The following is a 14,821-nucleotide window of genomic DNA, read 5'->3' as shown; positions in this document are numbered from 1 at the left end:
GCCGCATCCAGGCGTGGCCACGATGCCGCATTTTTGCCGCGCTTGACGCTTAAAGGCCCTTTCAGAGCCGATCCCGGGACGCCGGCGTTGCTTGGCGCCGCGGGTCGGTGTGTTCTGAAGCAATGATGTCGAGCGGCCTGACAAGAAACCAATGAAACCACGCCCATGGTATCATCACGTTGTGACCCGCTCATGCAGCAGCCGGGGAGCCCCATGACGACCCGAATTCGCTTTCTTGCCTTGATTGGCGCGTGTGGCCTGATGCTGGCCGCGCCCGTCGCCCAGGCGCAGATCTATGACCTCCAAACCATGCAGCAGGAGATCGACAGCCTGCGCGCCGACATCGTCGCGCTGCAGAGCCAGGTCGGATCTGGCGGGATCTCCGCCGAAGCGCTGGAGGCATCCGGGATCACAGTCCAGCCCTTGGACACGACCAGCGACTTCACCGGTCAGGAAGGCGCCAGCGCGCAGGTCCGCCTGTCGCAGCTTGAGGAGCGCTTGCGCACATTGACCGGCCAGATCGAGGAACTTCAGTTCGCGCAGCGCCAGCAGGCGCAGCGTATCGATCAACTGATCGCCGATGTCGATCTGCGCTTGGCCGCGCTTGAAGGTGGTGCCGCCGGTGCCGCGACCGGCGGCGTCGCGGCGACAACCGGCACGACTGGGACAACCGGTACAACGGAAGACGTCGTTATCGGTGAAACCACGACCGTCATCGATGACGGTGCCGTCGTCACGACGGAAACCGCCTCGGTCGGCGCGACCCTGCCGCCGGGCAGCGAGATGGATCAGTACAACTACGCGTTCTCGCTGCTGCGCCAGGCGGATTACGACGCAGCGGAGGCGGCGTTCCAGGAGTTCCTCACCATGCACCCAAACGGTGATCTCTCCGGCAACGCGTACTACTGGCTGGGCGAGACCTATTATGTCCGTAACAACTTCCAGCAGGCCGCGATCAACTTCCTGAAGGGCTACCAGCAGTTCCCCGAGAGCACGAAGGCACCCGACAACCTGCTGAAACTGGGGGTCACGTTGAGCCGCCTGGGTAAGACGGCGGAGGCCTGCGCGACGTTCGCCGAACTCAGCCGCAAGTTCCCGGATGCGCCCCAGAACATGCGCGACAAGGCCGCCCAGGAAGCCGCGGGAGCCGGGTGCGGCTAGAGAAAGCCGCGCCACTTACCGACGACGCGTTTGATGACCTGATGACGCGGTTCGCGCCGTTCGAGGCGCGGCCCGCGATTGCCGTCGCGGTCTCCGGCGGCGGCGACAGCATGGCGCTCGCCGCCCTGGCCAAGACCTGGGCCGACCGCCGCGGCGGCAGCGCTTGCGCCGTTATCGTCGACCATGGATTGCGGCCCGAGGCGGCCGAGGAGGCGGCGACGGTCGCGGACCGCTGCCAGGCTCTCGACCTGAAGAGCACGATCCTGGTCTGGACCGGCGACAAGCCCGATCGCGGCATTCAAGCGGCGGCGCGACATGCCCGCTACCGCCTCCTGACGGAAGCGTGCCGCAACGCCGGCATTCTGCATCTCCTGGTTGCCCATCATGCCGACGATCAGGCGGAGACCGTCGCGCTGCGTGTCGAACGCGACAGCATGTTGACCGGGCTTGCCGGCATGAGCGCGCTTCTGGAATGGCGCGATCTTCGCCTGCTGCGACCCCTTTTGCCGGTTTCGAAGGCCAGGCTGCTGGCAACGGCGACGGCACGCGGCCTTCGGTGGATAGAGGACCCCAGCAACCTGAACGTCGCGTTTGCCCGTGGGCGGCTGCGCCGCTCCCGGGCCGCCTTGCCGGACGCCGGCGTGGTGGCCGATCGCCAGCGGCAACGTCAGGCCAACGAGACCCAAACGGCCGCGGATTTGGCGGCGGCCGTGGCCATCATGCCCGTGGGCAACGCTCTTCTGGATCTCGGCGTCTGGCGAAAGTTTGATGACAGACGGCGCCAGGAAGTGGTGGCGCACACCGCGATGACGGTGGGCGGGCTCGCCTTTGCACCGCGTCGCGCCGCGCTTTTGAGTTTCTGCGAGCGGCTTGACGATGACGGTGCCTTCTCGCGCACTACCCTGGGCCGGTGTCTGTGGCGGCGCAAGGGAGGTAAGCTCTTGATTTGTCGGGAAAATCGGGGGCTGCCTGAGTCGCGCCCACTGGGCCCGGGGGTGACCGAACGATGGGATGGCCGATACGTGGTTTCGACGCTGGCCAGTGGGGTTTCCGTCGGCCCACTCGGCGCCGATGGATACCGGCAGCTCGCCGATACCCGTGTCATACAGGGTGTGCCCAGGGAAATCGCGGTTGTTCTTCCTGCGTTCTCAGACCTTGAAGGCTTGGCGGCGGTACCCTACCTTCACTGGACGCGTGGGGGTGTTGGGTCCGGTCGTGATAAGGCCACGTTTGCGCCGCAACATCCCTTGGCACCGGCTGGTTTTCTGCCATCGGCGGCATGATCCACCGCCCGGACCGGGCGCGTATTGAACCATGGCGCCAAGGCGGTGCCGTGATAAACTAACGCTGTTCGGTCGGCCGGAAAGCCGTGCCACAGCTAGCTTACGAGGCCCGGGTGAATAGTTTCGGCAAGAACCTCGCGCTTTGGGTGATCATCGGTCTGCTGTTGATCGCCCTCTTTAATCTGTTCCAAAGCCCGTCCAATTCCGGCGGCCAGAGCGAACTGGCCTTCTCCGAATTCATGGACGAGGTCAACGCCGGCCAGGTGTCCGACGTCAAGATCCAGGGCAACAAGATCACCGGACACTTCACCAGCGGGCGGGAGTTCAGCACCTACGCGCCGAACGATCCCAACCTGGTACCCAATCTGACCGCCCACGGTATCCAGATCAGCGCCGCGCCGTCGGAAGATGACATGCCGTCGCTGTTCGGCATTCTGCTTTCCTGGTTCCCGATGCTGCTTCTGATCGGCGTTTGGATCTTCTTCATGCGCCAGATGCAGTCGGGCGGCGGCAAGGCGATGGGCTTCGGCCGCTCGCGCGCACGGCTTCTGACCGAGAAGACCGGCCGGGTTACCTTCGAGGACGTCGCCGGCATCGACGAGGCCAAGGACGAACTTGAGGAAATCGTCGAGTACCTGAAGAGCCCGCAGAAGTTCCAGCGCCTGGGCGGCAAGATCCCCAAGGGCGTGCTTCTGGTCGGCCCTCCGGGCACCGGTAAGACGCTTCTGGCCCGCGCCATCGCGGGCGAGGCGAACGTGCCGTTCTACACGATCTCCGGCTCCGACTTCGTCGAGATGTTCGTCGGCGTCGGTGCCAGCCGCGTGCGCGATATGTTTGAGCAGGCGAAAAAGAACGCGCCCTGCATCATCTTCATCGACGAGATCGACGCCGTCGGCCGCCACCGTGGCGCTGGCCTGGGCGGCGGCAATGATGAGCGCGAGCAGACGCTCAACCAGCTCCTGGTCGAGATGGACGGTTTCGAGGCGAACGAGGGCATCATCCTGATCGCCGCCACGAACCGCCCGGACGTGCTCGATCCCGCGCTTCTGCGTCCCGGCCGCTTCGACCGTCAGGTCGTCGTGCCGAACCCGGACGTTCTGGGCCGCGAAAAGATTCTGAAGGTCCACACCCGTAAGGTGCCGATCGGGCCTGACGTGAACCTGAAGACCATCGCACGCGGCACGCCGGGCTTTTCCGGCGCCGACCTCGCCAACCTGGTGAACGAGGCGGCACTGCTTGCCGCCCGGCGCGGCAAGCGCGTCGTCACTATGCGCGAGATGGAGGACGCCAAGGACAAGGTCATGATGGGTTCGGAGCGCCGCTCCATGGTCATGACCGAGGAAGAGAAGCGGCTGACCGCCTATCACGAGGGTGGCCACGCCATCGTCGCGGCGCACGAGCCGGCGTCCGACCCGATCCACAAGGCGACCATCATTCCGCGCGGCCGCGCGCTGGGCATGGTCATGCGCTTGCCGGAAGGCGACCGCTACTCCATGTCGCGCGAGAAGATCATGGCCGACATCGCTGTCGCCATGGGTGGCCGCGTCGCTGAAGAGCTGATCTTTGGCAAGAACAACGTGACGACCGGTGCGTCGTCGGACTTCAAGATGGCGACGACCATGGCGCGCAACATGGTGACCCAGTGGGGCATGAGCGACAAACTCGGCCCCATGTCCTATGAGGACAACCAGGAAGAGGTGTTCCTGGGCCATTCGGTGGCGCGTCAGCAGAACGTCTCCGAGCGCACCGCTGACGAGATCGATGGCGAGATCCGCTCGATCGTCGAAGAACGTTACGCGCGCGCCAAGGGGATTCTGAACGACAATCTGGAGCAGTTGCACACCCTTGCAGCGGCGCTGTTGGAGCACGAAACGCTGTCGGGCGACGAGATCCACGACATTCTCGACGGCAAACCGATCGTGCGCGAGGAAGAAACCGAGGCCAGCCAGCCGCCGCCGACGCGTAAGGGTGCGTCCGTGCCGACCACCGAGGAAGATCGCGACCGCGATGAGCCCGGCGGCGCCGAACCGGAACCCCAGCCCGGCAGTTGACCACGCGTCTGCCCGTGGTGGCGTGTGACGCGCTGCCCCAGGCACTGCCTGCCGACGCCAAGATCTACGTAAAGGCTTTGCCGGAAGCACCCGCCAGTGATGGCGCGGTGCTTCCTGGCGCTTGCCGTCTGGCTGGTTCCGGACCGACTGCGAACCGCGCCGAGGTATTGATTCGCTATGCCGATCGTATCGAGCAGGTGGTCGCCACCCTCGATGGCGTCAGTCAGTGGCGCTCTGAGATTGACGACACGCATGCCGCGGCGATGTTTCGCCAGCTCGGCCGGTCGACCAACCAACCGGATTCGTTCGTCGGCTTGAGCCTCGATCGTCCGCACATCATGGGCATCATCAACGTGACGCCCGACAGTTTCTCCGACGGCGGCGACGCTCTGGCACCCGATGACGCGGCGGCACAGGGCAGGGCGCAGGCGGAGGCCGGCGCGGCGATCCTGGACATCGGTGGTGAGTCGACCCGTCCGGGTTCCGATCCGGTATCGACCGCCGACGAGATCCGCCGCATTGAGCCCGTCGTGCAGGCGCTGGCCGGAGAAAACGCGCTGCTCTCCATCGACAGCCGCAAGGCCGACGTCATGGCCGCCGCGCTCGATGCCGGCGCGGGCATCGTCAACGACGTCAGTGCGCTGACCTATGACCCCGCATCGATCGAGCTGGTCGCCCAGCGCGGCGTACCCGTCGTTCTGATGCATGCTCAAGGCGACCCGCGCACCATGCAGACGGCGCCGGCCTATGACCACGTCAGCCTGGACGTCTTTGACTATCTGGAGGCGCGCATCGGCGTTTGCCTGGAGCATGGCATCGCCCGCAGCAATATCTGCGTCGACCCGGGCATTGGCTTCGGCAAGACACTCGACCATAACCTGACGCTAATGCGCGACCTCCCGCTGTTCCACGGGCTCGGCTGTCCGATCCTGCTGGGTGCCTCGCGCAAGAGCCTGATCGAACGCATTGCCGGGAAAGCCGCGCCCAAGGATCGATTGGCGGGCAGTCTTGCGCTCGCCCTTGCCGGGTTGCGCGCCGGCGTGCAAATACTAAGGGTCCATGACGTGCCTCAGACCCGCCAGGCGGTCGAGGTCTGGCAGGCGGTCGCGGGCAGGGGTGGGATCGGATGACACGAAAGCTGTTTGGCACCGACGGTATACGCGGTCAGGCCAATATCGAGCCGATGACGGCGGCGACGGCGCTGCAGGTCGGCATGGCCGCTGGCCTGCAGTTCACCCGTGGTGGCGGCGTGCACCGGGTCGTCCTGGGTAAGGACACCCGCCGGTCCTGTTACATGCTGGAGAACGCGCTGGCGTCCGGCTTCCTGGCCGTCGGCATGGAAGTCGTGCTGCTGGGACCGATGCCGACGCCGGCGGTCGCCATGCTGACCAAGTCGCTGCGCGCCGATCTCGGCGTCATGATCTCCGCTTCCCACAACCTGTTCCAGGACAACGGCATCAAGCTCTTCGGTCCCGATGGTTACAAGCTGAGCGACGAGACCGAGGCCGAGATCGAAGCGCGCATGGAGATCGGCATGACCGACGAGCTTGCCGTGCCCGAAAGGCTGGGCCGCGCCTGGCGCCTGGATGACGCTCTCGGCGGGCGCTACACCGAATACTGCAAGAACACGTTCCCGCGCGACTTGACCCTGCACGGCCAGAAGGTCGTCATCGATGCCGCCAATGGTGCTGCCTATCGCGTCGCGCCCGAGGCGCTGTGGGAACTGGGCGCCGAAGTCGTGCCGGTGGGCGTTGACCCCAACGGTTTCAACATCAACAAGAACTGCGGTTCGACATCGCCCGACGCCATGTGCCAGGCGGTCGTGACCCACGGCGCCGACATGGGCATCGCGCTCGACGGTGACGCCGACCGCCTGATCATTGCCGACGAGACCGGCAAGGTCATCGACGGCGACCAGATCATGGCGCTGATCGCCGGCCGGCTCGCCGATGCCGCTGAGCTGAAGGGCGGTGGCGTCGTCGCGACCGTGATGTCCAACCTGGGCCTCGAACGCCATTTGAAGGCGCGTGGCCTTGACCTCGTCCGCACCCAGGTCGGCGACCGCTATGTGGTCGAGCACATGCGCAAGCACGGTTACAACATGGGCGGCGAACAGTCCGGTCATATTGTTTTGGCCGATCACGCGACCACCGGCGACGGCTTGATCGCCGCGCTCCAGGTACTCGCCGTGCGCGCGGCGACCGGGAAACCGATGAGCGAACTGGGCCACCAGTTCGACCGTGTGCCTCAGGTCCTGAAGAACGTCCGTTTCAGCGGCGGTCAGCCACTCGAGGACGACGGTGTCCAGGCCGCTATCAGCGACGTCGAAGCGCGCCTGGCAGGCGAGGGCCGCCTGCTGGTGCGCAAGTCCGGCACCGAACCCCTGATCCGCATCATGGCCGAACACGACGACAAGGCCGTCGTCGGCGAAGTCGTCGATCACCTGGCCGAGGTCATCGCCGGCGCGGCGTAAGCCATTCTTGCGGTCAGAAATGACCGACAATCGGTTCCGGGTCTTCCCTCAACAATGCCGCGACTTCATGCAGACCGCGGGCGAAGTCCGCATCGTCGCGGTTGGTGTCACCAAGCGCCAGCCTTACCGCGTGCGGTTCCCTTGCCCGCCCCACGATGAAGGGGTCGGGTGGTGTCAGCAGAATGCCGCGTGAACGCGCCTGCTCGACAAAGTGTTGCGACCGCCATGGTTGCGGCAGGGTCAGCCATGCATGAAGGGCATTCGGATGGGTGGCAACGTCGTGACCCTCGAGAGCGTTTTCGAGCACGGCGTGGCGCTGACCCAGTGTCTTGCGTTGCCATGTTATGAGCCTGTCGGTGGTGCCGTCCGATGACCAGCGCGCGGCGACCTCGGCCGGCCAGGTGTTGGCCATCCAACCCGTCGTGCGCAGCCGCGAGATCAGGCGCGGCAACATTGGCGCTGGCCCGGTGAGATAGCCGGTACGCAGCGATGCGGTCACCGCTTTCGAGAAGCTCGTCACGTAGTACGTTCTCTCCGGCGCGAAACACCATATTGGTTTCGGCCGATCTGCCAGCAAAGGCCCGAAGACATCGTCTTCGATGATGGCGACATCAAAGCGGTGCGCCAACGCTGCGATCGCCGCGCGGCGTGGTTCGCTCATCAGCGAAACGGTGGGGTCGTTCAGGCATGGTGTCACGCAAAGCAGTTTGACCGGCTCGCGTTTGCATGCCTCCTCGAACGCCTCGGGAATGATGCCTTCCTCGTCGAGCGCTAAACCACGCAGGCGGGTTTTTAGGATCGCCGCGTTGGTGATGATCGATGTGTCGACCAATTCCTCGCTGCACACGACGTCGCCGGGTTCGGCCAGGCTCGCCATCGCCGTCCAGATGCCGTGAGCGGCGCCATTGGTGACGATGACGTCGCCTGGGTCGACCACGATGCCGGCGCGTTCAAGCCATGCGCTGCCAGCCTCGCGATGGGGTGTGGTCCCTTCGGTCGGCCGGTACTCAAGGATCCGCGCGATTGATTTTTCTGATGCGCATTCGATCATCGCCTGTTTGAGCGCATCGACATGAATGTCCGAGACGATCGGCATGATGTTCGAGAAGTCGAGCTGGCTGGCCTCCCGGCGATCAGCGATGAAGTTGCCGCTGGGGTCGGTGGTTAGAAACTGCACGAAGGTGCCGCGCCCGACTTCGCCCGATGTCAGACCCCGCCGCTCGGCTTCCGCATAGGCGCGTGACACCGTCTGGACGCTGATACCAAGCCTGTCGGCGAGATCGCGTTGCGTCGGCAGTCGCTGACCTGGTTGCAGTTGCCGCGAGCGAATAGACTTTTCCAAGGCTTCGACGATCGCCTTGTAACGCGGTCCGGCGAAATCGCTGAGATTCGGGTGCCAAATTGTCATGATCTAATATTGTATTTGAGTCATAGCAATTGTCGAGATTAATGTGATCGCGAAAGCCGTCGGACGGCGAGAGATCGGGGAACGAGAGATGGTGTTCGACAGAAACGAGTTCGTACGGCGGCTCACCAGGTGCCGCGACGCCATGGCCAAGCGTGGCATCGATGTCTTGGTCGACTCCGATCCCGCCAACATGAACTATCTGACCGGCTACGACGGCTGGAGCTTCTATGTCCCGCAAGCCGTCATCGTGACGCTTGATGACGACGAACCCTTGTGGATCGGACGCGGCGTCGACATCGGTGGTGCCCGGCTGACGACCTACCTGTCGGACGGCAGCATCATCGAGTGGCCGGACCACTTGGTCGACAATCCCGACGAGCACCCGATGGATTTCATCGGCGCGGTCCTGGCTGAACGCGGCCACGGCAACGCGGCCATCGGCATCGAGCGGGATTGCTACTACTTCACGCCCCGATGCCGTGACGCCTTGATGGCCGCACTGCCGAACGCAACGTTTGTCGACACCGACCGGTTGGTGAATTGGGTGCGGCTGGTGAAGTCGGATGCGGAGATCGAGGTCATGGCGCAGGCCGCGCGCGTGACCGAAGGCATCATGGCCGCCTACTTCGATGCGGTCGAACCGGGTGTCAGGGAATGTGATGTGATCGCCAAGGTGTACGGCGCCCAGGCCGGCGGCACGGCGCAGTTCGGTGGCGATTACTGCTGCGTCGCACCGATGATGCCGACCGGGACGGGCACATCGGCCGCGCATCTGACATGGAGCGACCGGCGCTTTGTGAAAGACGAGGCGGCGTTTCTCGAGACCGCCGGTGTGCGTCACCGTTACCATGTGCCGATGGTGCGGACACTGCATCTGGGCGCGCCACCGCAACGCCTGCTCGACACCTGTAAGGCCGTGGTCGAGGGCATCGACGAAGCGATCGCGGCGGCGCGGCCCGGAGGTCGCTGTGAAGATGTCGAGGCCGCTTGGCGCCGAACGATCACCCGCCACGGCGTCACCAAGAAGTCACGCATCGGCTATTCGATCGGCATCGGCTACCCGCCCGACTGGGGCGAGCACACGGCATCGTTGCGGTCGGGTGACGAGACTGTTCTGGAAGAGAACATGACCTTCCATGTGGTCTGCGGCATTTGGAAGGACGACTGGGGTCTCAATATCAGCGAACCCATTCGTATCGCGAAGACGGGTGGCGTGCGTTTCGCGGATGTCCCGCGTGATCTGTTGGTCAAGACGTGAGGTAGGTCGCCATGGCGCAAGCACATCCAAACCCCTCGTTCTTTTCCGTGACCCTTGATCTCGACGCGCCCGGGAAGCACTTCGGGCATATCCGCATCCCCCATTCGCGCGACGAAGCGGGGCTGGGTGATCTGATGGTCCCGCTTGTGTCGATCAAGAACGGCGACGGGCCTTGCGTTCTGTTCCTCGCCGGCAATCACGGCGACGAGTTCGAAGGTCAGATCGCCTTGCGGAACGTCGCGCATGACCTGGATGCCGATGGCATCAAGGGCCATGTCATCATCGTTCCGGCGTTGAACCTGCCGGCGGTTCTGAACAACAGCCGTTGCTCGCCGATCGACGACAAGAACATGAACCGGATTTTTCCGGGCGACAGGCGCGGCACGATCACCGAGAAGATCGCGTCCTATGTCCATGACGAACTGGTCCAGCGCGCGGACATCGTCGTCGACCTGCACGCCGGCGGCACGAACCTCTCGTGCCTGTGTTACGCCATGATGCACCGCTACCCCAATCCGGCGACCTCGCGCGCGGCGCTTGAACTGATGAAAGCCTTCGCCGTGCCCTACGGTGTCGTGTTCGATACCGAGCCCGACCGTGACGGCATGCTGGATACGGCGGTAGAGGACCTCGACAAACCCTTCATCGCGCTCGAGCTTGGTGGCTCCGGCGCTGTCTCGCCCCGATCGATTGCGATCACCACACGCGGCATCCGAAACGTCCTGGCTCACACCGGCGTCACCGCGGCTTCGATCGAGAGCGGCGATGCCGAGACCGAGATACTTGGCGTCCCGGCCCAGGGGTTCGTCATGGCCGACGATCACGGCATCTTCGAACCGTTCGTCGATCTGGGTGACGTCGTCGAATCCGGCCAGGTTGTCGGGCGCATGCATTCGATCCATCGACCCGACCGACCGCCGATAGACCATAGGATCAAGGATGGCGGTGTCGTCGTCATCCGGCGTACCACGGGGCTGACAACCCATGGCGACTATCTCTTCGTCGTCGGCGTACCGCTGGATCCTGGATTCTGAGTCTGCCAGCATCGGCTCCGCGCTCGACAGCGAATTGCCGGAACTGCTAAACGCAACGCCCAACCGTCCCAATGCCGCGTCACGCGCGCTCGGCTTGAGGGGCATCAGTTTCTCTGGATGGGATAGGGTGGCATGGACGCAGACCGTTTCGATATCACCGGACGCGACCGCACCATGATGGCGGTGGTGACCACCGGCAACGGTGGTTATGAGATGCTGGACTACCGGAAGGTACCGGTGCCCGTGCCGGGGCCGGGTGAGGTTCTGCTGCAGGTCCTGGCAGCTGGCGTCAACAACACCGAGATCAACACGCGGCTCGGCTGGTATTCGTCGTCGGTGACCGACAGCACGGACTCGACGGCGGACGTGCAGGAAGAGGCGGCCGAGCAAAAGGCCGACGGCGGCTGGAACGAGGCGACGCCGTTTCCGTTCATCCAGGGCACCGATTGTTGCGGCCGCGTGGTCGAGGTCGGCGATCGCGTCGACGATGCCATGATCGGCGAGCGGGTCCTGGTGCGGGCCTGCATGCGGCCCAACGGTTACGACACCATGGACAATGTCTGGATGGCGTCCGATTTCGATGGCGCCTTCGCGCAGTTCGTCAAGGTGCCGGCGTCGGAGGTCTTTCCCGTCCATTGCGACTGGACCGATGAAGAACTGGCGACGATCCCTTGCGCCTACGCGACGTCGGAAAACATGCTGCACCGCGCGGGCGTCAAGAGCGGTGATCATGTTCTCGTCGCCGGCGCCTCGGGAGGCGTCGGTTCGGCCACGGTGCAGTTGGCCAAGCGCCGGGGCGCGCGTGTTACCGCGATCGCCAGCCAATCGAAGATTGACCAGGTGCGCGCCATCGGCGCCGATGATGTCGTCGACCGCAATGCCAATCTGATCGCGCTGCTCGGCGCCGACAGTGTCGACGTTGTCGTCGACAATGTTGCCGGGCCCGCGTTCCCGCAGATGCTGAAGGTGCTGAAGCGCGGTGGCCGCTACGTCTCCTCCGGCGCGATCGCCGGGCCTGTCGTGTCGCTCGACATGCGCGACATGTACTTGAAGGACATCAGCCTGATCGGCTGCACCGCCTGGGATGAGCCGGTCTTCGCGAACCTCGTTCGCTACATCGAAGCGGGTGAGATCAGACCTCTTGTCGCCAAGACCTTCCCGCTCGATCAGATCGCCGACGCCCAGAAGGAATTCATGAAGAAGGACTTCGTCGGCAACTTCGTCCTGGTGCCGCCGCCGCTTTAAACCACCGCGACGGCGCGGACGTGGCCGGCGTCGAGCAGGCCGCGCACGATGCCCAGTCCTTGGCGTAACTCGCCGTGGTCGCGCGGCGCGGTCAGTGACAGGCGCACGGCAAAGGGCGCGGTCTCGCGGCCGATGGTGAAAGTCTCGGCCGGTGCGATAGCAACGCCGCGTTCTTCCGCCGCGCGGACAAACTCCAGCGGGCGCCAGGGCTCCGGCAGGTGGGCCCAGACGTGATAGCCGTTGGCATGGGTTTCCACGTCGAGGTCCGAGAGATACTTGGCGGCGATCGTCTGGCGCTCGGCGATATCGTTGCGCACTGCCGCTTCCGACAACGCGATGTGCCCGCTTTCAATCCAGCGCCGGCACGCGTCGACCATCAGGTTGGGGGCGTGCAGACAGCTTGCGCCCATCAGGCGGATGATCGTTTCCTTGTGGCCGCTGTCGGCGACCAGCAGGCCGGTGCGCAGTGCCGCCGCGACGTTCTTCGAGAAACTCGTGACAAAAAAGCCCGGGGTGGTGGCGTAGGCCTGGATCGGCGTCGGTTTGTGTTCTTCCAGGAAGTTATAGATGCCGTCTTCCAGGATCGGCAACTCGTGGCGGTCGGCGACCTTGGCGATCGCGCGGCGGCGTTCGTCGGACATCACGATGTTGCGGGGGTTCTGCATGGTCGGGACGATGCACAGCAGCTTCGGCGCGTGACCGCGGCATGCGGCATCCAACGCATCAGGCAAAATGCCATCGTCGTCCATGTCAACGCCGACCAGGCGCACCTGCATCATGTGAGCCAAGGATTTAATGCCGGGATAGGTGAGGCGTTCGACCAGCACCGTGTCGCCCGGCCGCGCCATCAGATGAAACGCCACCATCAGCGCGTGCTGACAGCCGCTGGTGATGAAGACTTCTTCCGGCGATACGGGAAAGGCGGTCTCGCCCAACCACTGCGCGGCGGCCAGCCGCGCGGGCCCAGACCCGACATAGGGTGGATAGATCAACTGGCGATCAAGGTCCTCGTCATCGGCCAGCTCACGCAGCATGTCGCGGAACAGGCGGGTCTGTTCGGTGATCGGCGGCACGTTGGCGCCCATGTTGATCAAGCCGGCTTCGTTGCCGCCGCGGATCGGCAGCGGGTTCAGCGTCACCGAGTTGAAGCTTGGCACCACATCGCCGCGCACGAAGGTGCCGCGGCCGACCTCGCCGGTCAGAAGGCCCCGGCGAAGTGCCTCCGCATAACCCCGGCTGACCGTGCCGACCGTGACGCCCAGGTGCCAGGCGAGGTCGCGATGGGTTGGCAAACGCTCGCCCGGTTTCAGGCGTCCGGCGGTGATATCGCTTTCGACAGCGCTGGCGAGCGCCAGGTAGCGGGGGCCTTTGAAGACGTTGAGGTCGGGCTGCCAGGAAGATTTTGTCATGGTGACAATGTTTCAATTGAACCTATCAGTTATGCAGACAATGTTAGCAATTGTTCTGCATCGGTCAAGAAGAACCGATTAAATCGATACAATTTCGCGAGCGAAGGGATCGCAACAATCGGGTGGGTTCGCGGGGCTTGGCTTCCCACCCTTTTAACCAGGCCCGGTCATGGGACCGGGCCGACCCTGACGAAGGAGAAGGGCGATGAAAACGACGCTGACACCCACCCCGCTTCACCACGGTCTCTCGGCCATGGCCGGTGTAACCGTGCGTCTTCTCACCGCGATCGTCCGCCTTCCCGATCACATCTATAGCTGGCAGGCGCGCGCCAGACAGCGCCATCACCTGATGTCGATGGACGAACGCCTGCTGAAGGACATGGGCATCTCGCGCTATGATGCACTGCGCGAGGGATCCAAGCCGTTTTGGAAGGAATAGGCGGGGATTGTATCTGATGAGGTTCTGCGCCAGCCCGCTCCCGCTCGCTGCCACCCATGGCAGCATCCTCGAGGTGGCCGGGAGGGAGAGCGGGCTGGCCATGGCCCCGCATTTGCGGATATCTAGCCACCGCAAGAACCGGGTCGCGAATGATGCTGTGTCTACCTACCTAAGGGAGACAGCATCACCGGGCCCAAGGAGCCATTGTCCCCATGGAACAGTCACAGGATTACGCCCGCATCGAATCGGCGATCCGCTATCTGGATGACCACTTCCAGGAACAGCCGGGACTGAACGAACTGGCGGAGGTCGCGGGCTTGAGCCCCTATCACTTCCAGCGCGTGTTCCAGCGTTGGGCGGGTATCAGCCCCAAGCGTTTCTTGCAGTTCCTTACGGTCGACTATGCACGCGGTCTTCTGGAGCGTTCCATGCCGGTGCTCGATACGGCCTATGAGGCCGGACTCTCCGGCCCCTCGCGTCTGCACGACCTCTTTGTCGCGACCGAGGCGGTAACGCCCGGCGATGTCCGCCGCAAGGGCGCTGATCTGGAGATTCGCTGGGGCGTCCATGATTCGCCTTTCGGCGAATGCCTGATCGGCATCACGGCGCGCGGCCTGTGTTGGTTGAGTTTCGGCCCGGCCGACGACGGTGATGACGACGATTGGACGCAAGATCATCTGGCGCGGCGTTGGCCCAACGCAACGCTGATCGAGGACACGGCCGCGACCGCGCCTTATGCCGCGCGTATTTTCGGCGCGTGTGAAAACGGTGACGTCGACGAGCCACTCAAGCTTCACCTGCGCGGCACCAACTTCCAGATCCGTGTATGGGAGGCGCTGCTGCGCGTGCCACCCGGCACGGTCATAAGCTATGAGGACATCGCGCGGCGCATTGGCGAGCCGACGGCGGCCCGCGCGGCGGCCGGCGCGGTCGCCAAAAACCCGATCGCCTTCGTCGTGCCCTGTCACCGCGTCATCCGCAAGACCGGACCGTTCCACAGCTACGCCTGGGGTGTGCCGCGCAAGCAGGCGCTAATTGGCTGGGAACAGGCGCGCTACGG

Annotated in this window: 12 protein-coding genes; 10 read left to right on the top strand and 2 right to left on the bottom strand. The window is 64.3% G+C overall.

Annotation, left to right across the window (positions count from 1 at the left end; genetic code table 11):
* Window positions 1–213 precede the first annotated feature (213 nt).
* The 5 genes from ybgF to glmM all read left to right on the top strand — a co-directional run bounded on the left by ybgF (window position 214) and on the right by glmM (window position 6,968).
* Entirely contained in the window at window positions 214–1,161 is a 948-nt protein-coding gene (gene ybgF / locus AAF563_10080; protein ID MEM7121613.1) for a tol-pal system protein YbgF, read from the top strand.
* Complete coding sequence (gene tilS, locus AAF563_10075; GenBank protein MEM7121612.1) at window positions 1,152–2,444, top strand: tRNA lysidine(34) synthetase TilS; 1,293 nt, start codon at window positions 1,152–1,154, stop codon at window positions 2,442–2,444. Before ybgF ends, tilS begins: the two co-directional genes overlap by 10 nt.
* Window positions 2,445–2,557: 113 nt before the next feature.
* Entirely contained in the window at window positions 2,558–4,495 is a 1,938-nt protein-coding gene (ftsH, locus tag AAF563_10070) for an ATP-dependent zinc metalloprotease FtsH (protein MEM7121611.1), read from the top strand.
* Window positions 4,492–5,625, top strand: a complete 1,134-nt coding sequence (gene folP, locus AAF563_10065) for a dihydropteroate synthase (GenBank protein MEM7121610.1) — start codon at window positions 4,492–4,494, stop codon at window positions 5,623–5,625. The genes ftsH and folP overlap by 4 nt, the downstream gene beginning before the upstream one ends.
* Window positions 5,622–6,968, top strand: a complete 1,347-nt coding sequence (gene glmM / locus AAF563_10060; GenBank protein MEM7121609.1) for a phosphoglucosamine mutase — start codon at window positions 5,622–5,624, stop codon at window positions 6,966–6,968. The genes folP and glmM overlap by 4 nt, the downstream gene beginning before the upstream one ends.
* 13 nt (window positions 6,969–6,981) lie before the next feature.
* On the opposite strand, the gene AAF563_10055 is transcribed toward glmM, so the two are convergent.
* Complete coding sequence (locus AAF563_10055) at window positions 6,982–8,376, bottom strand: PLP-dependent aminotransferase family protein (GenBank protein MEM7121608.1); 1,395 nt, start codon at window positions 8,374–8,376, stop codon at window positions 6,982–6,984.
* Between the two features lie 88 nt (window positions 8,377–8,464).
* Between AAF563_10055 and AAF563_10050 the strand changes: the two genes are divergently transcribed.
* The 3 genes from AAF563_10050 (at window position 8,465) to AAF563_10040 (ending at window position 11,913) form a co-directional block, all read left to right on the top strand.
* A complete protein-coding gene (locus AAF563_10050) occupies window positions 8,465–9,634 on the top strand; it encodes a M24 family metallopeptidase (protein MEM7121607.1) in 1,170 nt (389 codons plus the stop codon).
* Window positions 9,635–9,645: 11 nt separating this feature from the next.
* Window positions 9,646–10,668 (top strand): succinylglutamate desuccinylase/aspartoacylase family protein, encoded by a 1,023-nt coding sequence (locus AAF563_10045; protein ID MEM7121606.1) that lies wholly within the window; start codon window positions 9,646–9,648, stop codon window positions 10,666–10,668.
* Window positions 10,669–10,800: 132 nt separating this feature from the next.
* The gene (locus tag AAF563_10040) at window positions 10,801–11,913 is read left to right on the top strand and encodes an alcohol dehydrogenase family protein (protein ID MEM7121605.1); all 1,113 of its coding nucleotides are present in this window, start codon (window positions 10,801–10,803) and stop codon (window positions 11,911–11,913) included.
* On the opposite strand, the gene AAF563_10035 is transcribed toward AAF563_10040, so the two are convergent.
* Window positions 11,910–13,322 carry a PLP-dependent aminotransferase family protein gene (locus AAF563_10035; GenBank protein MEM7121604.1) on the bottom strand — a complete coding sequence of 471 codons (1,413 nt, stop codon included), beginning with the start codon at window positions 13,320–13,322 and terminating at the stop codon, window positions 11,910–11,912. The two genes, AAF563_10040 and AAF563_10035, sit on opposite strands and share 4 nt — an antisense overlap.
* A 205-nt stretch (window positions 13,323–13,527) precedes the next feature.
* On the opposite strand from AAF563_10035, the gene AAF563_10030 reads away from it, so the two are divergent.
* Both AAF563_10030 and AAF563_10025 read left to right on the top strand, forming a co-directional pair.
* Window positions 13,528–13,761, top strand: coding sequence for a DUF1127 domain-containing protein (locus AAF563_10030; protein MEM7121603.1), 234 nt, complete (start codon window positions 13,528–13,530; stop codon window positions 13,759–13,761).
* A gap of 212 nt (window positions 13,762–13,973) precedes the next feature.
* Window positions 13,974–14,821 (top strand): methylated-DNA--[protein]-cysteine S-methyltransferase (locus AAF563_10025; protein MEM7121602.1); only part of this gene is annotated, 848 nt, incomplete at its 3' end.

Source organism: Pseudomonadota bacterium (assembly GCA_039028155.1).
Classification (GTDB): Bacteria; Pseudomonadota; Alphaproteobacteria; order SP197; family SP197; genus JANQGO01.
This window is presented reverse-complemented; position numbering and strand designations above follow the sequence as displayed.

What these genes read in the sequence shown, in the direction of transcription:
- ybgF (MEM7121613.1), top strand. Translation starts at nt 214, where the DNA reads ATGACGACCCGAATTCGCTTTCTTGCCTTGATTGGCGCGTGTGGCCTG.
- AAF563_10040 (MEM7121605.1), top strand. Translation starts at nt 10,801, where the DNA reads ATGGACGCAGACCGTTTCGATATCACCGGACGCGACCGCACCATGATG.
- AAF563_10045 (MEM7121606.1), top strand. Translation starts at nt 9,646, where the DNA reads ATGGCGCAAGCACATCCAAACCCCTCGTTCTTTTCCGTGACCCTTGAT.
- AAF563_10035 (MEM7121604.1), bottom strand. Translation starts at nt 13,322, where the DNA reads ATGACAAAATCTTCCTGGCAGCCCGACCTCAACGTCTTCAAAGGCCCC.
- glmM (MEM7121609.1), top strand. Translation starts at nt 5,622, where the DNA reads ATGACACGAAAGCTGTTTGGCACCGACGGTATACGCGGTCAGGCCAAT.
- AAF563_10055 (MEM7121608.1), bottom strand. Translation starts at nt 8,376, where the DNA reads ATGACAATTTGGCACCCGAATCTCAGCGATTTCGCCGGACCGCGTTAC.
- AAF563_10030 (MEM7121603.1), top strand. Translation starts at nt 13,528, where the DNA reads ATGAAAACGACGCTGACACCCACCCCGCTTCACCACGGTCTCTCGGCC.
- AAF563_10050 (MEM7121607.1), top strand. Translation starts at nt 8,465, where the DNA reads ATGGTGTTCGACAGAAACGAGTTCGTACGGCGGCTCACCAGGTGCCGC.